This is a genomic window from Peribacillus sp. NPDC046944, assembly GCF_050272735.1.
GTDB lineage: Bacteria > Bacillota > Bacilli > Bacillales > DSM-1321 > Peribacillus.
In genome coordinates, this window is record NZ_JBNNML010000009.1 from 1 (window position 1) to 19110 (window position 19110).

Here is a 19110-nt window from a genome sequence, read left to right on the forward strand (position 1 = left end):
CTCAGAATACATATCTTTCACCAAATCATAAATGAAAGAGAAATCAATGGCCGCCTCAATTTTACGAACCAAATGGTTCGCTGGCACCAGTTGATACAATGTAATCTTTTCAAGTTGATCTCGTTGAATAGAATTATGTTTCGAAAGCATCCTCATCACTCCAAGTTTTAATACTTCTATTTTAAAACAAAAAAAACTATAGGCAAAGTCGATTTTCATCGAGTTTGTCTACAGTCTGGACGATACATTCATTATGAATGTATCGTTTTTTTTATAAAATAGAAAAAAGGCTGAAACCCTAGATATATCAAGAGTTTCAATTTTTCACGTCTTTTGTCTTTATGTTTTTGGAATATAAAAAAAGCAGTTGTTCCAATGACAGATGCTACCAATAATTATTTCTTTTCCGCCTTAAATGTTACTGCCTTAAATGTTACTAATGTTTTGTCGCTAATCAATTTACCGAACTAGTCCTTGTTAAATAGACATTACCTTTTTTTGTACCTAATTGATTTATTTTTAGCGTAACCGAATCTTTTTATTCAGTTCCTGAAGCTAGTTACTTCCCTTTAACATCATATACCGTAACAACATCTTTTTTTACTTAATGACCTAACAATAATTACATCAGATTTGTTTTTGTTGTTAGTTATAGATACTTTGCTTGCTGAAGGCTTGGTTGAAACGGGAAGAACGGTAAATCTGGCATTCCCGAATACAACGAAATGTTTGCCCTTTGCTCCTGCTTCTTGTTGAATCAATAGTTCTACATTTTTTGTGTTTTTAGGTAATCTAAGAGTAAGATTTTTCACATCGGTGTTCTTTTTTTTTTTGGAATAGAGTAATTTGTTATCGGCGTATATATAGGCACTTGATGTGCCATAATCCCCATTAATCCATCCTGAATCTATTGATAAAGTTGTTTCAAAAGTATTAAATCCCATGTTTAATTTATTGTAAGTAGCATACGCAATGGTATCATTAGCACTCAATCCAATACCTGAAGTTATCATCTTTCCGTTGCTATATTGGAATGCCGAGTAGTCTCCTCCCCAACTATTAGTATAGTAGTTACCCCTTGTATTAATGGCACCCACACTTGAGAGTAATGCTGTTTTAGGAACAATTAACGGTTTTTCGCTTGTTTTTTCAAATAGAGGGGTTTATAAACAAAAGTCCTTGATTTCCTTTTGCCCCTTTGAGTTGTTTAACATGTAATTCTATAGTTTTAGTCCCTTTTGGAATACGTAATTTTAAAGAAGCGACTTTCGTTTTTTCTGTGAATTCTTTTTCATAAAGAAGAACATCATCGGCATATATACCAACCACCGTCTGTCCATAATCTCCATGATCCAATTTGAGTCAATTGAAATCTTTGTTGAAAACTGATTAAAACCCATATCATTAATCAAATACAATGAAGTAGGTGGATGCTATAATAATATAAGAAAGCGGGGGAATTTATGTTTACATTGTTTGTAGGACTTATTCGTATTTTATTTGTAGGATTTACAGTTAGTATGTTTTTGCAATACTATTTTTCAATGAATTCTTTTGGAATTACATTTAAAGTGGCATTAGTTTTTAGTATTTTTCTTTATTTTGTATTTAAGAACTCCTTTTTTAGTCGACTGTTTATAACTTTTTCAACAGCAGCACAATGGGGGTTTGTCCTTTCTTACATTTTGTTTCAAACGTACCAGGTTGAATTTCCTTCAGGTGCCCATCGTGACGAATTAGTCGTTGGTGGATTATTCATTTTATTTCACTTATTATCATCCATCAGCAAGGAAAAGGTTAGGTTCTTTTTTTATGAATCGTTTGTTTCAGGAGCGATGGGGTTAGCGGCATGTATGGCAATCTTTTTCAAATATCCGGACGCGTCTAACGTTTTGTATTCCTTACCTTTCTTGTCAGCCTTTGGAGCAACAACTTTTCTATGGAATAAAGTAAATACGGTATCATACGTCTTGAAGGTGGGAGTATCTACTTCCTTAGGTGTTTTCCTGCTGAAATCCGTAGATATCTTAGATGTAGCATTTACGGAATATCTTTTAACTCTTTTATTCCTTTTTGTTTTCGCCATCAGTAATACCAAAAAAGAAACATCAAATTTTACAAATACAAAAGTGTTTAATAAGCGTTCTGGATATTCTTCTTCGTATTCTCCTCCCTCTCCTGGGAACACCGGAACAGCAGAAGAATCATATACTAATCCCGCTCGTAATTTCTATTCCGAGGTTGCTGCTTCAGATGAAGGACGGGAACCAAAAACCACAGAAAATAAAGATGAATTATCTTTTTATGAGAAACAAAGGCATGCCTCGAAACTTCAAGAAGAAGAAGAATATGATAGAAAGAAAAAAGCTGAAGATGATGCCTATTATTACCGCAGAAATGATGGTCCTGCCTGGAGAGTAAAAGAAGCAGATGACATTTTAGGTCGTTCTACAAATGAAAGACATTATGAAGATGACAAATATAACTATGAATCGGTTTGTAATGAATGTGGACATCCTTCCTGTCGTTGTTGCAGAAACTGCAACTCTTATCCTTGTGAATGCTGTCGTGAGTGTGGAGAGGCAAATTGCCGTTGTTGTAATCGTTGTAACTCCTATCCATGTGAATGTTGTAATGAATGTGGAGAAGCTAATTGTCGTTGTTGTAATCGTTGTAATAGCTATCCATGTCGATGTGATGATGATAGATATTAATAGTAGAAAGAGGCAGCACATTACGCTGTCTCTTATACTATTGAAATTCAGAAACGAAGAACAATAGTTGTAGAATCAGGAAACAAATCTTCTATCATCGCTAAGAAAATCTTTATTTGTTCTTCTTTGGTAAGGTCTGAGAATTGTTCATACATATCTAACCACATCGAAAAATCTTTGAGAAATAATAGGTTCAATTATTATAAACGTATGTCATCTTCAGCAACAAATTATACGAACATAGCCTTTTAAAATTACTCGTACTCATATAGCTTTGGAACTACAAAATCGGGAAAAGTCTTGATTATTTTTACTTATGTTGAGGAATTTGATTGATTTCAGATAACCACAATGTAATCTCCATCATAGCCAATCCAAAAAAAATACTTGTATCAACTTCTACTTTAACCACTATTGTTTCCGCTACTTTCCCTTCCCAATTTCCTTTCCATTCTCTTTGTTCTACACTAAATACATCTTTATTTTTGAACCATAAAACTAAATCATTCCCGCTACCAAGAGTAATATAGAAAGTGAAAATCTCCTGAAACTGCTTTTCATTCTGGATTTCAGCAACAAAATATTGGTTAGTTTAATATATATAACTGATATTAAATTTCTTTATTTTGTTAACGACCCTTGTAAACAAAATTAGTTAGATTCTGGGTGGTCATATATCATTCTTTTCAAGAAATCTATTTTTTCAATATCTTTATTATTATTGTTGTCTGCTCGATAACTATCCTTGGACGAAGATTCATAAACACTTAAATATTGCTCTGGATTTAGTAAATAATACCTTAACTTTCCCAGTTGATGTATTTCTAAATTCTCTAAAGGTATTCCTGCAAAACTTGGTAAAGTATCAATAATACCAAACTCAACTGATAATGCCTCTTTATAGAACGTATGAAAATCAATCAAGCTATATTCCATTGAGTTCATAATGTTCACTATATCATTCCAGTTATGTATATTTAATTCGGGTGGCACTTCCCATCCTTTTTTATCACCAGGTATATGAATATCTAAGTCTTGTGCATCCCACCTCTTTCCTGTAATGACCTCTAAACCAACCGACCCCATTAACAATGGAATAATTTCAATATCATTTAACTTTTTTGCGATTTTAATAAACTCATTAAACTTGTGATTATCCATATAACCCTCCGTTTTTTTCTCAGGTTTTTATGATTTTTATTGATTAAACAGCCTTTTAGCTGAACAACTTCTTGTTTATATCATAGCATAAAAAGTAAATTTTCCTTTTCTTTGTAAAAGCCACAATCTTTGCGAAAAGAGCCTTCCAATAAGAAGTAACTTCAGCACAAAAATAAAGTGGAAATGCTTTAATTTTTCTCATCCACAATGGGAGGTAATTTCCATCACATTCTGTTAGATAAAAGCCATCCATAGAGAAAACATATGGTATATTACCTACTACTGCAAACGGGAAAAAACCTCCAGCATTAGGTTAGAGCTGTAGTAATTTTTCGAGAAACAGCCAACTTCTATATAAAATTTTCCGTCCTCTTAGTTCCAATGTATTTATATTAAAGAATACACTTAGGAACTTAGTGTAAAATGTAAAAAAAAAAACTTCATTATGACGGTTAGGTACCTCAATAATATTTCAACTAATACCTGGTGATACCTATAAAGCAGTAAAATATGACGGCAATAAAGAACCAATTAGATAAAGCATTCAATGTAAAGATGGCATTGAGTCTCCTATAATACTTTATGATAATTTACTATCCGCCACCAAAGCGCCACCATTTTTAGAGAATTCAACAAAATTCATGAAGTTAATGAATAGAAAAAAAGGCTAAAACCCTTGGTATATCAAGAGTTTCATCCTTTTTAATTTGATGACCTGTGAGGGATTCGAACCCCCGACCCCAACCCTGTCAAGGTAGAGGCCTAATCAACCCTACATTAAAATCCCCAACCAGATTTTCACCGCTGTTGCTAATATTAATAATGCCAATATAACTTGAAGGATTTTTGTGTTCATTTTTTTCCCTGCCATTGCACCAAGTGGGGCTGCGATGATACTTGCAACTACCATGATGATCGCTGGATAATAGTCAACTTGGCCTGTAGAGACCTTGCCGACTGTTGCCCCAATGGAGGAAATGAAGGTAATGGCTAGTGAAGAGGCAATGGTTACCCTCGTCGGTATTTTCAGGACAACGAGCATAATCGGAACAAGTAAGAAGCCCCCGGCCGCCCCGACAATCCCGGAACCCAAACCGACAATCAGTGCAAGCGTTGCAGCTAACCACTTATTAAATTTGACTTGGTCCAACGGGATGTCATCGATTCCTTTTTTCGGTATGAACATCATCACCGCTGCTATTAAAGCAAGCAGGCCATAGACGATATTGATACCGTCTTCCGACATCGATTCCGATCCGAAACTTCCGATTACACTTCCTATCAATACGCTGATACCCATGTAAAGGATCAGCGGCTTGTTTAAATATCCGCCTTTTCGGTAAGCCCATACACCGCCGATGGAGGCAAATAATACCTGTACGGCGCTAATCCCTGAAACTTCGTGGGCACTGAATGCCGCTAAACCAAAGATCGGCGGGATGTATAAAAGCATCGGGTACTTGATGATCGACCCGCCTATGCCAAGCATTCCTGAAATATATGAGCCAATGAAACCAATTAAAAATATGGTTATGATAAAAGTAATGTCCATGTCAATCTCTCCTTTAGAAGAAGGGAACCTAATTGGTCCCCTTATCTTGATCAGCCTTTTCTAATCCAGAATTTCAACACGCCATTATCTTCTGTCGTTTCAATTAGCTCATGTCCACCTGATTTTGACCAAGCTGCTAAATCTGCTTTCGCGCCTTTATCTGTTACGTGTATTTCCAGTACTTGACCGGATTCCAATTCATTCATCGCTTTCTTTGTTTTTACGATCGGCATTGGACAAGCCAAGCCCTTAGCATCTAATACCTTTTCTGATTTCATCATGATAAGTCTCCTCTATTCGTAGTTTTTTTATGATGTTTTAGCGTACCGCGCAACGATTCGGTCCAATTTCCATTTCACGTTGTTTTTCTTCATCAGGCGTGATTTTCCCCATGTTCGTTTGACGGATTTCTTGGTATGCATTCGGTTGTGGAGGTAGGTTTCCCGTTACCATCTCTCTGAATTCCGTTTCGTCAGCAATATTCAAGCCATGATTTTCTTCAAATAAAGATCCTAATTTCTTAGCGACACTGCCGTCTCCGTTCAATTCTTCAATGATCATGAAATGAGATGGCAAGACGATCAACTCGTCTGACAGTTCTTTGTAACGTGTATAAAGGGTTTCTCTCAAGTCGCCAACCCAATCCTCCGCCAATCCAGCTAGATCCGGTCTACCGATGGAATCGATGAATAGAATGTCCCCAGTCAAAAGGTATTTTTCATCGACAACAAATGAAGTCGAACCAATTGTATGTCCTGGAGAATATAAAGCTTGGATTTCAATAGCCGTGTGACCGATTTTAACCACCTTACCATTCTCTAAAGGCTCATATTCAAAAACCACTTCCGTAGCATCTTTTGGTGGCAACCAATACGTTGCATTCGTGCTTTCTGCAATTTGTCGACCACCTGAAATATGGTCAGCGTGTAAGTGTGTATCCAATACTTGTGTGATCTTTGCACCGATACTTTCTGCAAAATCAAGGTAGGTATCAATCATCCTGGTGGAGTCAATAATGGCTGCTTCTCCATTGGAAACGACCATGTATGACAAGCATCCTTTTCCAAGACGGACAAATTGATAGATTTCCCCACCATCATTCAAATCGCCAATTTTCAATGGCTCTAAGTGTTCACTCCAAGCTTTCATCCCGCCCTTTAAGTAAGAAACCGTTAACCCTGCATCAGATAGCATTTCCGCTACCATAACGGATGAACCTTCTTTTGCACATACCACCAAAACTTCCTTATGGGCAGGGATTTTATCCATGACTTCATCCACACCATCTAGCAATTCGAAGTACGGCATATTAAAGTAGTCGAAACCCGCTCCTTCAATTTTCCAATCGTTAAAATCATTTTCATTACGAACGTCAAAGATAAATAGCTCATCTTTATTGATTACTTTCTTTGCCACTTCTTTAGCTGTCATTTCATTGTATGGCATTCTATATACCCCCTATAGTATATTCCATTTCAAATTTTTTTCTTTTTTTTAGCTATTAAAATGTTAAAGTAACATCCGCATCTTTAGCGAATTCCAAGAAGGTTACAGCGCCGCCGACTTCAATTCCGTCAACGAAGTCTTCTTTCACTAGTCCCATAACATCCATTGTCATTTGGCATCCGATAAATGTAACGCCTAATTCTTGGGCCATAGCAAGTAATTCTGGAATGGCCGGTACATTGGCCTTTGCAAATCCTTCCGCAAAATGTTCTTTGCCTTCTGGCATCGGAAGTTGTTTATTGCCTTCCTTGTGGATTAAGTTTAATCCTTCAAATGTGAAGAAAATGGCAACCTTTTGATCTGTTGCTGCCGCTGCTGTGGCAATATTAAAAACTTTATATGCGTCAAATAATCCACCGTTACTAGCGATGATTGCTACCTTTTTAGTCATCCTTCATTCCTCCATATTAGTAGTAGTTTTTTATTAATTCACTGATTTTTCTGTCGGACCATTCCATTGGCTCATGCCAGGCATGACATTGATTACTTGTTTAAATCCTGATTCTGTAAGTTTTTGTGCAGCTAGGTCACTCCTGCTCCCAGTACGGCAAATCACGTATATCTCGGATTCTTTATCCAGTTCACTTAGACTGCCATCCAAATCACCCAGGGGAAGGGATTTCGCCGTTGGAATGTGTTCAAAAGCATATTCTGCCGATTCTCTTACATCCAACACAACAATATTTGGATTTGCCTCTATTTTTTGTTGAAGCTCCTCATTCGAAACAACGTTCGGGTGTCTCTTTTCCATACTTTCTTCTCCGCTTGACTTACGAAGGTAATGTTTCAGAACAGTTCCTTCTTCGACTGTACCTAAATATTGATGACCTGTACTCTCTGCCCAAGCTTTCATGTCGGCCGTTGAACCTTTATCCGTTGCTTGGACTTCCAATACTTCACCGGACTCCAAGGCATTTAAAGCCTTTTTGGTTTTGACAATGGGCATCGGACATGCTAATCCTCTTGCATCTAAAACAGAATTTGTTTTAATCATGTTTCTTCCTCCTCAATTTATACTGCATGGGGTATTTAACTATTCAAAAAAATTACGCGGTTGGTCCGTTCCAGGCAAGCATTCCGCCTGTCATATTGATTACTTGGTACCCATGATCTTCAAGTAGTTTTACCGCCTTTGAACTTCTTCCACCAGAGCGGCAGACCATGATATATTCTTTTGACTTGTCCAGATCTTGCATCTTGAATTCTATTAGTCCTAAAGGTATATGCATGGCAGTCGGGATTTTCCCCGTTTTCACTTCATCCACTTCACGTACATCGATAATATTCACTGGTGCCTTTTGATTTAAAAGAGTTTCGACTTCCTGTGTTGAAATTTCCTTCATAGCAGACTTCCTCCTTTTATTAGTGCCAAGCACTCATTCCGCCTTTAACATTCGTGATTTCTTTGAATCCCATTTTTTTCAATAACTTACTTGCCTTACTGCTTCTCATACCACTTTGGCAGATCACGAAAACTTCTTGGTCTTTAGAGAGTTCTTTCACTCTATTTTGCAGTTCGAATAAGGGAATGTTTTTAAATCCCTTGATATGGTTTCCCCTAAACTCATTAGGCGTCCGGACATCAATATATTGCTTATTTTTATTATTCAATTGAGTGCTTAATTCCATCGTAGTAATCTGTTTAATCCCTTTTGCCGGAATAAATCGTTGATACAAGAACCAGACAATTACAGCAATCATGAGGATATTTAATAGTGTACCCAATATAGCTTGATTCCTCCCTTACCTTAGATAAATAAGTTGACGTTACCATCTTCTGCGTCAGCTAAATAAGCAGCCACACCCGCATATTCAATGCCTTCTAGTAATTCCTCTTGCTGCAAGCCCAGTAAATCCATGGTCATTGTACAAGCGATTAGTTTCACTTCTTGTTCTTGGGCCATTTCAATTAAACTGGGGAGGGACATGGCATTATGCTTTTTCATGACATGCTTGATCATTTTAGGACCCATGCCTGCAAAGTTCATGTTGGATAATCCCATTTTATCTGCACCACGCGGCATCATTTTGCCAAACATCTTTTCAAGGAAGCCTTTTTTCAGTGTCAATGGCTCATCTTTTCGTAATGCATTCAACCCCCAGAATGTATGGAAAATGGTCACTTCATGATCGTAAGCCGCCGCTCCATTCGCAATAATGTAAGCAGCCATTGCCTTATCGTAGTCTCCACTAAATAAAATGATCGTCGTTTTTTTCTGTTCTGTCATTAGTATTTCCCCCTGAATTTAAATTACCCTATTGGGTATTTTTTAAAAGTTACCTTTATTCCATTATACACCCAGGGGTATATAATAAGCTAAAAAATAATAGTAGTCAACCCACTTGGAGAGCTGGCCAGTCTATATAATTGTGTTATTTATTGGACAATATTATCTACTTTTAATTAGTAATTCAACAGCTTCTTTGACAAGGCTATCTGTATCTTCGCCTTTCATGACATTCTCCCTCACACATTGTTCAAGATTTGCGCTAACAATGACTCCCATCGTCCTATCAATGGCATTTCGAGCTGCTGATAACTGAGTGACGATATCTCTACAGTCCTTACCTTGTTCCATCATGCCTAGCACACCTTTAATTTGACCTTCAATTCGTCTTAACCGATTGATGACGCTTTTATCGTATTCCATGATCTATACCCACCCACCTATCTATATAGACAAACAAAGAACCTGTGGAACAATTTATATCCCAATAATATACCTATAGGGGTATATTGTCAAGCCAAGTTAATCCACTTTTATTTCGAACAAAAACTAAGGACAAGACGGTTTCTATTAATCAAAAAAAGGGCTACCCCAGAAGTCATTATCCATGCCTTTTGGGACAGCGCCTTTTTATTGTTTCATCCTTTTCTTACGAATCACTTTGATTTTCTGCTTTTTAACTTTCTTTTTGTTTGGGAATTTGGGTTCTTTTTCTTTTATATATCTCACCACAATTAACAATATATAGGTTCCTAAAGCAATATAGAAAGATATCGGCACAGATTCAAATTTAGATTTAGCCACTAAATAAAATGAATAGAATAAAAACAAGGTAATAAGAACACTATTCTTCGGTCTGCCAACTTTTTTAAAGCTTGGGATTTTCATTGTACTTACCATCAATATACACAGTCCATAATATAGGATAATAAATATCCATAATGGTACGGACCCGGAAAACAAGACGAAGAAAGCCACAATTCCGCCTGCTAATGTGATGGGAACCCCTTTAAAGTATTTTACAGATTCCGCTTGGTCGGTAATGTTGAAACGAGCTAATCGGTATGCACCGAATAGAGGGAACAAACTGGCGATTAGCATCCCAACTTGTCCAAAGTCGTTGAAATATGTATGTATGGCTAAAAAGGCGGGGGCTACTCCAAAAGATACGATATCGGCAAGTGAATCCAATTCTTTCCCCATTTCATTAGATACCCCAAGGATCCTTGCTACCCTGCCATCCAATGCATCCAGCATTAACGCGATAAAGATCAATATTGTCGCATTTCTAAGATCACCAGTAATAATACATCCTATCGATAAGAACCCACATAATAAATTTCCCAAAGTCAGCATATTAGGTATATGTTTTTTCATCCTACACTTCCTTAATTCCTAAATTAAACTTTCCTTTGCTTTTACATTGATTTGAAAAAGCTTAACTTGTTCTCCTCTAATTATAACTTCATACCAGTATTATGGCTAAGATTATATTTACAAGTCCCTCTATTCCCAATTATAGGTTTCCAGGCACTATTCTTAAATATATTCTTAGTAATAAAAAATAGGACATAAACAATGATGAACATCGTCTTGTCCTTAATGTAGAATATGTAGAACTGACCAAGATTTTTCAGGATTGTGAATCGTGCGGAAAGTGTAAAGGCCTATCGACGATAAGTCCTTAAACTATTTGTCCTCTTGCCTTCTTCCTCAACCAAAACCCGTCGTAAAATTTTCCCGACCGCTGACTTCGGCATAAGTTCCCTAAACTCTATCACTCGTGGAACCTTATAATTAGCCAAACGTTCATTGCAGAACTTTATGATATCCTGTTCTGTTGCAATTACCCCTTTCTTTAGCACGATTATAGCTTTGACGGTTTCCCCGCGATAGGTATCCGGAATGCCAAATACGCAAGCTTCTTCCACTCCGGGATGCTGATAAATGACTTCCTCTACTTCAATCGGATAAATATTATAGCCGCTTGCAATGATTAGCTCTTTTTTCCTGCCCACAATAAAGAAATACCCTTCTTCATTCATTGTGGCTATGTCTCCGGTATATAACCAACCCTCCCTTAATGCCATTGAAGTTTCCTCTAGATTTCCCCAATACCCCTTCATCACCTGTGGACCCTTAATGATTAGTTCCCCTGCCTGATGGTACGGCAGCACCGCTTTCCCCGTTTCGATATCGACGATTTTGGCATCAGTGTTAGGATAGGGAATACCAATGCTTCCTATCTTTCTTTGACCTTTTACTGGGTTTCGATGGGTGGTAGGTGAAGTTTCCGACATGCCAAAGCCTTCTGATATTGACACACCGAATTTACGCTCAAATTGATGGATAACTTCCACTGGAAGGGGCGCCGAGCCACAGCTGCAGTATTTAAAACTGCTGAGATCTTGCGCTGTCAAATCCGGATGATTTAGTAAAGCGATATACATGGTAGGAACACCTGGAAAAATGGTCGGTCTATGTTTTCTAATCAAATCGACGACCTTGTTTATTTCAAATCTCTCTAGAGTGATGTACGTTGCTCCCGCATAAACGGCACTGTTCATCCTGCCATTACCGAATACATGAAACAGTGGCGTCAATCCAAGCATACGCTCACCCGGTTTTTGCAGTTGAAGGGCGTTTGCTGTATAGGTAAAATCTTGTATGACATTGGCAATCAGGTTGAAATGAGTGAGCATGACCCCTTTGGCTCTTCCTGTGGTTCCTCCTGTATATTGAAGTAACGCAATATCTTCTTTTGGATTAATATCCAGCTCAGGGAGTTCATTTTCCTCTTCTGCTATCCATGAATAGTAGCTGTCTTCCTGCAATTTATTTGCTGAAATAATCGTGAGCCTATCTGCCAAACCAGTTTGCACTATCTTTTTCTTTTGTTCATCATTTCCAATCAACCATGTGGCATTGGAATCCCGTAATATATAGGCTAGTTCATTTGCCTTAAACATCGGGTTCACTTGTACCACCACGCCTCCCAAACGGTGGATAGCATAATAGGCAATGATGTATTCTATACAATTGGGTAACATCAATGCGATTCTATCCTCTTTTTTAAATCCCCACTTGTTTAATGAACCTGCAAAACAATCAATTTTTCTCTTCAATTCCAAATAAGAAAGTTCCCTTTCTCCATCAATAACAGCTTTGGTGGATGGGTATTGTCGTGCCGAATGGTCCAATATTTCGTATAGAGACATTAAAGGAATTTCTACCTCAAAGGGGGTATCTTCCGGATAAGATTTCTGCCACACTCTATTCATCGGCTTCACTCCTTCTTCTTTTTCCACCGCCAATCACTATTTTCATTCATCTCGAATCAATTTGAATACCCCCGTACCTTTTGCAATGAGATTTCCAGCGGAATCTTTAATTTCTCCTTCTGCAAAAGCGGTTTTGTATCCCTGCTGAAGAACCTTGGCTTCCGCAAATATTTCTCCTGCTGACAGGCTGCCGAGATAATGAACAGTTAAGCTCGTCGTCACAACACGTGCTTTAGTCAGAGAACGTATCACTATCCCAAGAATGGTGTCAAGCATGGTCGCATGAATACCCCCATGCAGCGTTCCATTTACATTAAGCATATGTTCCTCGATATTTAATTTCAGACGGACATTTCCTTCTTCAAATCGAATGATTTCAAATCCAATATATGCAAAGAATGGACTGCTCTCGAATTGGTTGCGAATATCCTCCACATTAGTAGTCAATTTTCACTTTCCCCCTCATGATCTCCGCTTCATCAAAAAACAAAATCCTATTACCTTCCACGTTTGGAACTAGACAGATTCCCGTAGAACTGTCCAGCTCCCTTTCCTGAGATGCAGTCCTGATTGTATGCGCTCTTACATTACTTGATTCTAAAAAACACGAATCAATACTCATCCAATATATTTCTGGCAATGATGAGCCGTTGAACTTCGTTTGTTCCTTCATAGATCTTTGTAATGCGAGCATCACGATAAAAGCGTTCCACTGGATATTCTGCCATATACCCCATACCCCCGTGAATTTGAACCGCTTTATCCGCTACTCTATTAAAAACATCGGAAGCGAACAGTTTAGCCATGGAGGCTTCTTTGATCACCTTTTTCCCCTCATCAATCTTTTGTGCTGCCATCATTGTCAAGGCCTTTGCGGCTTCTGTTTCTGTTGCCATGTCCGCTAGCATCCATTGTATGGCTTGATTATCTGCAATTGTTTTACCGAATTGAATCCGCTCTTTTGCATATTTGGTAGATAGCTCGATTAATTTGCCGCATGATCCTACCGCCCTTGCGGCAAGTCCGACACGGCCTTCCCCTAATATTCTAAGAGCTGATATATACCCCATGCCCACTTCACCAATGACATTTTCTTCAGGAATGATACAATTTTCAAAAATGACCTGAGATGTATACGAACCTCTTAATCCCATTTTCTTGTCCTTTTTACCGACAGTGACCCCAGGGAATTTTCTTTCCACCAAAAAGGCAGTGATCCCGCCTTTGGCCCCCTTATCTTTATCCGTTAACGCAAAAACTGTGTAAACATCAGCAATCGGTCCATTGGTGATGAAATGCTTTGTACCATTCATCACCCAATAATCGCCCTTTTTCTCTGCTGTCGTCGCCAAATTGGTCGCATCCGAACCTGCACCAGGTTCGGATAAAGCGAAAGCGGCTATTTTATTACCCGCCGCCATTTCAGGCAGATATTTATTTTTCAACTGTTCAGATGCAAGCTTTACCAGGCCCGTGCTTCCAATACCGGTATGAGCACTTATTAACGAAACAAACCCATTGTGCGTTCTGCCTAACTGCTCTAATACAGTCGCCTTTTCTACTGTATTCAAGCCAATTCCACCGTATTGTTCCGGGATGCTAATCCCGAATAATCCAAGTTCTTTGGACATTTCAACAAGATGTTGTGGGATGAGATCCTCTTCTTCAATTTGTTGGGCTAGAGGCTCTACTTCCTTTTCAACAAAATTCCGAATCATTGCTTTCATTTGTTCCATTTCTTTCGTTAAAGTAATGGTCATAATTCATATGCCTCCTAATAGTGGATTTTTTTAATTCTTCTGATTCGCAAATGGAACAATTCTATTAAAAAATTCTAGTGAATTTCCTTCCAAGTATAAGAAAAATCAACCTTCCCGTTCTATGATTGTGGCAATTCCTTGCCCACCACCAATGCACGCCGTAATGAGAGCATATCTACCTTCAGATCGTTTCAATTCATGGGCCGCTTTCGTGATCAGAATTGCACCTGTGGCACCAAGCGGATGTCCATGAGAAATGGCCCCTCCATTCACATTCACTTTGGCTAGATCCATTTCCAGTTCCCGATTACAGGCAATTACTTGCGAGGCAAAAGCCTCATTAATTTCGATAATATCCATATCTTTTAGCGAGAGCCCTGACTTTTCCATGACCTTTCTTACTGCTGGAACCGGTCCGATTCCCATGATGTTGGGATCGACACCAGCAACCGCGTGTGCTCTAACCACCGCTAGAGGTTTAATTCCCAATTCATCTGCTTTCTCCCTAGACATAATGACAAGAGCAGACGCCGCATCATTTAAACCCGAACTGTTTCCGGCCGTTACGGAGCCACCTTCAAGGAATGCAGGAGGAAGTTTCGCTAGCGCTTCTTTGGTTACTTGCGGACGTGGATGTTCATCTACTTTGAATTCTACTGGCTCTCCTTTTCGAACCGGGATATTCACTGAAACAATTTGTTCAGTAAAGCGTCCCTCTTCCATCGCTCTCGCCATCTTTTTCTGGCTCTCAATGGCGAACTCATCTTGTTCTTCCCGGCTGATCTTATATTTTGCGACTAAATTTTCAGCGGTAATTCCCATTGGCGGATTGCCTACCTCTTTTGGAGATAACTGAGATTTCCTGAAATCTGGTGGTGAAGAGCTATATGGTTTTTCAGGGCGATCCATCAGATAAGGAGCCCGGCTCATGCTTTCCACTCCTCCTGCGATATAAACATCTCCATCACCCGCCCAGATGGCTTGTGCAGCCAAATTGACCGCATTGATGCCTGATCCACATTGGCGATCGACTGTTAAACCCGGTAATTGCATGGAAAGACCGGTTTGAAGGGCGGTTAATCGAGCGATATTGCCACCTCCGCTTAAAACATTCCCCATGATGACATCTTCCACCATTTCAGGAGCTACATTTGCGCGTTTCAATGCCTCTTTTACCACTTCTGCCCCAAATACGTGTGCGGGTACTGTCGCTAGTGCGCCCCCTTGCTTCCCAATCGCCGTTCTTACTGCTGAAACAATGACAGCCTCTCTATTCACATCTGTATTCATTTCCTCATCCGCTCCTTTTCTACATTTTTTTTGATGCTGGTAACCTTTATGAAGATTTCAAATCATAATCTTCTGTTGGTCTGATTTCCTGCCCATCTTTTGACTTAGTTGGCTTAACGAACATGGCAAACAATAAGCCGAATACCAGAACAAGGGCAGCCATGAACAATATGGATAAGTTATAGCCTAGTATTTTATTCCCCGCCGCTAAACTAATGATATAACCCGTTAGTAGAGGAGCTACAATCCCTGCAAGATTGCCTGAAGACGTTAAGATACTTGTCATCAGTCCGCCGCGTTCACGCATCTCATTGATCATAATCGTTGGTCCAATCGGTAATATGGAATAGGTGAGACCTTTAGCCAGACACATTGCAAAGATCACCCAAATTGGATTTTGAAAGACCATGATGGAAGATAGGAATAGTGAACCCATGATCATTGCTCCAGCTACAACCAAGACCCTGGATGAACGCCAATTCTGATTTTTCTTGAATAAGTAATCCGATAACATGGAAACACCCATATAAATACATACGGAAATGACTCCAATGATTGCTATGCTCGTGCCCATCTGTCCGGGTGTCATATTTACCACTTCCACTAAATAAATCGGTAACCAAACGGAAAACCAGACGACCAGAATATACGTTGAAAAATATGCGAGTGTCGTAAATAAAGCGGTGGGAGACGCTAAAAGTACAAGAAAGTCTTTCAGTTTGAATTTCTCCATCTTTTCTTTCTTTTTCTTCTGTACCTTCTCATATACTTCAACGGGATTTTCCTTTGTTAAAAACTGAAATAAGAAGAACCAGATAAGACTTGCTACTCCAAGACTAGCAAAGGCCACTTTCCATCCGAAAATACTGATCATGGAAACAAGAAGCGGTGCAACAATCATCGCACCAACCGTTCCCCCTCCCACCACAACCGAGTTGGCTAATCCCCGTTGTTTCGGGGGAAACCACTTATCTGCGTGGCTATAAGCAACAGGGCTATAGGGCCCTTCGAATGCCCCAAGTAAAATTCTATAAATAATTAATAGTGGCAAAGCAGCAATGGCCAAAACACCAAATTGTAAAACAGTCCATGTCAGCATGATGAACCCAAGTACTTTCTTGGCCCCGAGCTTATCGGCCCATGCTGCTCCAAAAATGCCCGTTACAGGATAGAGCCAATAATAACTGCTTCCTACAAGTCCCCATTCAGCATAAGAAAGATCGAATTCCTTCATGATCGGCACAGCGGCAAGTCCGATTATTGATTTATCGGCAAAGTTAATGACCGCTCCGAGGAATAATAGAGAAAGAACAAACCAACGCATGTAAATCCCCTCGTTTCTTTGTGAATAGATAGTCTTATCGTCTTGGTGGTTGAATTATCTCTTCTGATGGTCGAATTAATTGTCATTATGGTTGAATTATCTGGCTGTGTGGCCGAATTAATGCCTTTCTTGGTTGAATTCCATTACGAAACTAGGAAACTCATTAGAACCTCCAGTCACATATAGCAGCACCTGGCACCTGGCCACTCACGAATGAAGAACATTCACCTGCGAAAAAAGCAACCGCATTGGAAATATATTCCTATTCCCCACTTTTTCCCCACTGAATACTGCTGATTCTTGCTTCCACTACCTAGATTTAAAAAGCTGGGTCAGCTTCAATCCTTCTTTGTCCTCTTTTCCAGTTCCTCTTTTATAAGCAACCTTTTTAATAGTTTGCCAACGGTGTTTCGCGGCAGTTCCTCCCTAACTTCAAATTGCTTTGGAACCTTATAGGGTGTCAGCTGGGTATAGCAATATCCTTCAATTTCCTCAAGGTCAATGTTGGCATCCTTCATTGGAACAATGAATGCCTTTACGACCTCTCCTAATTCTTTATGCGGTATCCCCACCACAGCCGCCTCCTGAATATCCGGGTGCTGATAAAGGACACCTTCCACCTCTTGCGGATATATATTAAACCCGCTAATGATGATCATTTCTTTTTTTCTGCCGACAATGTAGAAATACCCCTCTTCATCCACTGAAGCAAGATCGCCTGTATACAACCAGCCATTTTGGAGAGCTTTTCTCGTTTCCACCTCGTTATTCCAATATCCCTTCATAATTTGTGGGCCTTTTATAAGCAGCTCTCCCACCCCTTTGGATGGCACTTCATTATTGTCCTCGTCTACGATCATACAATCGGTTCTAGGAAAAGGAATGCCGACACTCCCGATTTTCCTTTTACCTAAGGGCGGATTACGATGTGTGGAAGGAGAGGCTTCTGATAACCCAAAACCTTCTCCTATAGAAGCACCTGTCAGCTTCTCGAATCGATTAATGACTTCAACTGGCATGGGTGCTGAGCCACAAGAACAATTTTTCAGACAATCCAGTCCATATTTTTCGATTTCAGGATGATTGACGAACGCATTGTACATCTTTGGAACGCCTGGAAAAAAAGTCGGACGGTACTTTTGAATATTCATTAGTACATTTTGAATCTCGAATTTAGGAAATAATAGAATGGCAGCTCCAATATAAATTCCGAGATTCATGGCACTTGTCATCGCGTAAACATGATAAAGCGGTGTCGCTGCCAGCACGACTTCCTTTCCGGGCACCATCAAATCCCCATACATTTCAGAGCTCTGTATAACATTGGAAGTAAGATTGTAATGGGTAAGCATCGCTCCCTTCATTTTCCCCGTCGTCCCTCCTGTATACTGGATGACTGCAATATCTTCAAGAGGATTTATCGTTTCAACTTCCTTGATTTCTTCGCCAGATTCTATCAAAGAACGTAGAGATAGACCGTCTAATTGGTCATCGTCCGTCTTCATGCAGATTGAAAAATCATATATCGCTTTTGTTTCTTCAATGGTAGTAGCGGCCAATTGGTCATACACAATATATAGAGCATTAGAATCCACTAATATTTGGAGCAGTTCCCTAGGCTTATACATAGGGTTCAGTTGAACAACAATGAGTCCCAGTGCTTGTGCAGCGTAATAACTGATGATGAAATAAGGATGGTTGGCCATCATAAGGCCAATTCTTTCACCTTTCACGAACCCCATTTCTTTCCACTTACCCGCGAGTTTATCGACTTGTGATTTCAGGCTTTTATAATCCATGAGATGGTCTTCAAAAATAATGGCTGTATGATCAGGGAATTTCTTTGCTGATTGGTCCAGTAGTGTATAGACGGAAATTTCCGGTAGAAGTAATGACGACATTCCTTCTGCATACCATTGCTCCCATGGTTGTTTTACTGTTTTTCGCACCTTTAACCCCTCCATTTTTCTCAAATCCGATTCTTCTACATATGGTTTACACATATAACAATGCAAGTTTCATGCCAAATCACACACTGGGGAAACAGCTAATTTTTTTGAGTGATTAAATTCATTTTTGAATCTTACTCGTTATAAAGCCTTTGTTTTAAAGGATTCATCCATAACCTGATAATTCATTTTTGAATTTTTCTCATTTACCAGAAAATCAAAAAACCCAACCTTCTACAATAAGGATGGGTTTACTAGCATATTAAGAGAAAATGCAGGTATAATCGGTGGCTAAGTTTTGTGTTTTAATGAGTTAAGCTTAGTGAAGAGTTTTTCAAATCACTA

Annotated in this window: 20 protein-coding genes and 1 pseudogene; 1 reads left to right on the forward strand and 20 read right to left on the reverse strand. The window is 39.1% G+C overall.

Annotation, left to right across the window (positions count from 1 at the left end; genetic code table 11):
• The 3 genes and pseudogenes from ACQKIC_RS15940 to ACQKIC_RS15950 all read right to left on the reverse strand — a co-directional run.
• Positions 1–150: pseudogene (locus tag ACQKIC_RS15940) on the reverse strand (IS5/IS1182 family transposase); the annotation flags it as partial.
• A gap of 425 nt (positions 151–575) precedes the next feature.
• Positions 576–1013 (reverse strand): NPCBM/NEW2 domain-containing protein, encoded by a 438-nt coding sequence (locus ACQKIC_RS15945; RefSeq protein ID WP_427668694.1) that lies wholly within the window; start codon positions 1011–1013, stop codon positions 576–578.
• Positions 1014–1149: 136 nt separating this feature from the next.
• The gene (locus ACQKIC_RS15950) at positions 1150–1329 is read right to left on the reverse strand and encodes a hypothetical protein (protein WP_427592007.1); all 180 of its coding nucleotides are present in this window, start codon (positions 1327–1329) and stop codon (positions 1150–1152) included.
• Positions 1330–1463: 134 nt separating this feature from the next.
• Here ACQKIC_RS15950 and ACQKIC_RS15955 point away from each other — a divergent pair, with 134 nt between their 5' ends.
• A complete protein-coding gene (locus ACQKIC_RS15955; RefSeq protein ID WP_427592006.1) occupies positions 1464–2714 on the forward strand; it encodes a hypothetical protein in 1251 nt (416 codons plus the stop codon).
• A 651-nt stretch (positions 2715–3365) separates the two neighbouring features.
• Here the strand turns inward: ACQKIC_RS15955 and ACQKIC_RS15960 are convergent.
• The 17 genes from ACQKIC_RS15960 to ACQKIC_RS16040 form a co-directional block, all read right to left on the reverse strand.
• A complete protein-coding gene (locus ACQKIC_RS15960) occupies positions 3366–3875 on the reverse strand; it encodes a phosphoribosylanthranilate isomerase (RefSeq protein ID WP_427592005.1) in 510 nt (169 codons plus the stop codon).
• A gap of 772 nt (positions 3876–4647) precedes the next feature.
• Entirely contained in the window at positions 4648–5427 is a 780-nt protein-coding gene (locus tag ACQKIC_RS15965; protein ID WP_427592004.1) for a sulfite exporter TauE/SafE family protein, read from the reverse strand.
• A gap of 50 nt (positions 5428–5477) precedes the next feature.
• A complete protein-coding gene (locus ACQKIC_RS15970) occupies positions 5478–5705 on the reverse strand; it encodes a sulfurtransferase TusA family protein (protein WP_402967135.1) in 228 nt (75 codons plus the stop codon).
• Positions 5706–5745: 40 nt separating this feature from the next.
• Positions 5746–6873, reverse strand: a complete 1128-nt coding sequence (locus ACQKIC_RS15975) for an MBL fold metallo-hydrolase (RefSeq protein WP_427592003.1) — start codon at positions 6871–6873, stop codon at positions 5746–5748.
• 55 nt (positions 6874–6928) lie between these two features.
• The gene (locus ACQKIC_RS15980; RefSeq protein WP_402991914.1) at positions 6929–7324 is read right to left on the reverse strand and encodes a DsrE/DsrF/DrsH-like family protein; all 396 of its coding nucleotides are present in this window, start codon (positions 7322–7324) and stop codon (positions 6929–6931) included.
• 33 nt (positions 7325–7357) lie between these two features.
• Positions 7358–7927 (reverse strand): sulfurtransferase TusA family protein, encoded by a 570-nt coding sequence (locus ACQKIC_RS15985; protein WP_402991917.1) that lies wholly within the window; start codon positions 7925–7927, stop codon positions 7358–7360.
• A 52-nt stretch (positions 7928–7979) separates the two neighbouring features.
• The gene (locus ACQKIC_RS15990; RefSeq protein ID WP_402991920.1) at positions 7980–8276 is read right to left on the reverse strand and encodes a rhodanese-like domain-containing protein; all 297 of its coding nucleotides are present in this window, start codon (positions 8274–8276) and stop codon (positions 7980–7982) included.
• A 19-nt stretch (positions 8277–8295) separates the two neighbouring features.
• The gene (locus ACQKIC_RS15995; RefSeq protein ID WP_427592013.1) at positions 8296–8634 is read right to left on the reverse strand and encodes a rhodanese-like domain-containing protein; all 339 of its coding nucleotides are present in this window, start codon (positions 8632–8634) and stop codon (positions 8296–8298) included.
• Between the two features lie 47 nt (positions 8635–8681).
• Entirely contained in the window at positions 8682–9161 is a 480-nt protein-coding gene (locus ACQKIC_RS16000) for a DsrE/DsrF/DrsH-like family protein (RefSeq protein ID WP_402991923.1), read from the reverse strand.
• Positions 9162–9323: 162 nt separating this feature from the next.
• Positions 9324–9584: a metal-sensitive transcriptional regulator gene (locus ACQKIC_RS16005; protein WP_402875404.1), complete on the reverse strand. Its 261-nt coding sequence runs from the start codon at positions 9582–9584 to the stop codon at positions 9324–9326.
• Between the two features lie 207 nt (positions 9585–9791).
• The gene (gene pssA / locus ACQKIC_RS16010; protein ID WP_402991926.1) at positions 9792–10538 is read right to left on the reverse strand and encodes a CDP-diacylglycerol--serine O-phosphatidyltransferase; all 747 of its coding nucleotides are present in this window, start codon (positions 10536–10538) and stop codon (positions 9792–9794) included.
• A gap of 290 nt (positions 10539–10828) precedes the next feature.
• On the reverse strand, positions 10829–12442 hold the full coding sequence (locus tag ACQKIC_RS16015) for a long-chain-fatty-acid--CoA ligase (protein WP_427592002.1): 1614 nt from the start codon (positions 12440–12442) through the stop codon (positions 10829–10831).
• A gap of 42 nt (positions 12443–12484) precedes the next feature.
• A complete protein-coding gene (locus ACQKIC_RS16020) occupies positions 12485–12889 on the reverse strand; it encodes a PaaI family thioesterase (RefSeq protein ID WP_427592001.1) in 405 nt (134 codons plus the stop codon).
• Between the two features lie 164 nt (positions 12890–13053).
• On the reverse strand, positions 13054–14202 hold the full coding sequence (locus ACQKIC_RS16025; protein WP_427592000.1) for an acyl-CoA dehydrogenase family protein: 1149 nt from the start codon (positions 14200–14202) through the stop codon (positions 13054–13056).
• A gap of 105 nt (positions 14203–14307) precedes the next feature.
• Positions 14308–15480, reverse strand: coding sequence for a thiolase family protein (locus ACQKIC_RS16030; RefSeq protein ID WP_427592012.1), 1173 nt, complete (start codon positions 15478–15480; stop codon positions 14308–14310).
• A 58-nt stretch (positions 15481–15538) separates the two neighbouring features.
• Complete coding sequence (locus tag ACQKIC_RS16035) at positions 15539–16816, reverse strand: MFS transporter (RefSeq protein ID WP_427591999.1); 1278 nt, start codon at positions 16814–16816, stop codon at positions 15539–15541.
• A gap of 338 nt (positions 16817–17154) precedes the next feature.
• Positions 17155–18765, reverse strand: a complete 1611-nt coding sequence (locus ACQKIC_RS16040; RefSeq protein WP_427591998.1) for a long-chain-fatty-acid--CoA ligase — start codon at positions 18763–18765, stop codon at positions 17155–17157.
• Between the last annotated feature and the right edge of the window lie 345 nt (positions 18766–19110).

Excerpts from the sequence above, each read along its gene's own strand:
- ACQKIC_RS15945 (WP_427668694.1), bottom strand. The coding sequence starts at position 1,013 with ATGATAACTTCAGGTATTGGATTGAGTGCTAATGATACCATTGCGTAT.
- ACQKIC_RS15955 (WP_427592006.1), top strand. The coding sequence starts at position 1,464 with ATGTTTACATTGTTTGTAGGACTTATTCGTATTTTATTTGTAGGATTT.
- ACQKIC_RS15960 (WP_427592005.1), bottom strand. The coding sequence starts at position 3,875 with ATGGATAATCACAAGTTTAATGAGTTTATTAAAATCGCAAAAAAGTTA.
- ACQKIC_RS15965 (WP_427592004.1), bottom strand. The coding sequence starts at position 5,427 with ATGGACATTACTTTTATCATAACCATATTTTTAATTGGTTTCATTGGC.
- ACQKIC_RS15970 (WP_402967135.1), bottom strand. The coding sequence starts at position 5,705 with ATGAAATCAGAAAAGGTATTAGATGCTAAGGGCTTGGCTTGTCCAATG.
- ACQKIC_RS15975 (WP_427592003.1), bottom strand. The coding sequence starts at position 6,873 with ATGCCATACAATGAAATGACAGCTAAAGAAGTGGCAAAGAAAGTAATC.
- ACQKIC_RS15980 (WP_402991914.1), bottom strand. The coding sequence starts at position 7,324 with ATGACTAAAAAGGTAGCAATCATCGCTAGTAACGGTGGATTATTTGAC.
- ACQKIC_RS15985 (WP_402991917.1), bottom strand. The coding sequence starts at position 7,927 with ATGATTAAAACAAATTCTGTTTTAGATGCAAGAGGATTAGCATGTCCG.
- ACQKIC_RS15990 (WP_402991920.1), bottom strand. The coding sequence starts at position 8,276 with ATGAAGGAAATTTCAACACAGGAAGTCGAAACTCTTTTAAATCAAAAG.
- ACQKIC_RS15995 (WP_427592013.1), bottom strand. The coding sequence starts at position 8,634 with ATGATTGCTGTAATTGTCTGGTTCTTGTATCAACGATTTATTCCGGCA.
- ACQKIC_RS16000 (WP_402991923.1), bottom strand. The coding sequence starts at position 9,161 with ATGACAGAACAGAAAAAAACGACGATCATTTTATTTAGTGGAGACTAC.
- ACQKIC_RS16005 (WP_402875404.1), bottom strand. The coding sequence starts at position 9,584 with ATGGAATACGATAAAAGCGTCATCAATCGGTTAAGACGAATTGAAGGT.
- pssA (WP_402991926.1), bottom strand. The coding sequence starts at position 10,538 with ATGAAAAAACATATACCTAATATGCTGACTTTGGGAAATTTATTATGT.
- ACQKIC_RS16015 (WP_427592002.1), bottom strand. The coding sequence starts at position 12,442 with ATGAATAGAGTGTGGCAGAAATCTTATCCGGAAGATACCCCCTTTGAG.
- ACQKIC_RS16025 (WP_427592000.1), bottom strand. The coding sequence starts at position 14,202 with ATGACCATTACTTTAACGAAAGAAATGGAACAAATGAAAGCAATGATT.
- ACQKIC_RS16035 (WP_427591999.1), bottom strand. The coding sequence starts at position 16,816 with ATGCGTTGGTTTGTTCTTTCTCTATTATTCCTCGGAGCGGTCATTAAC.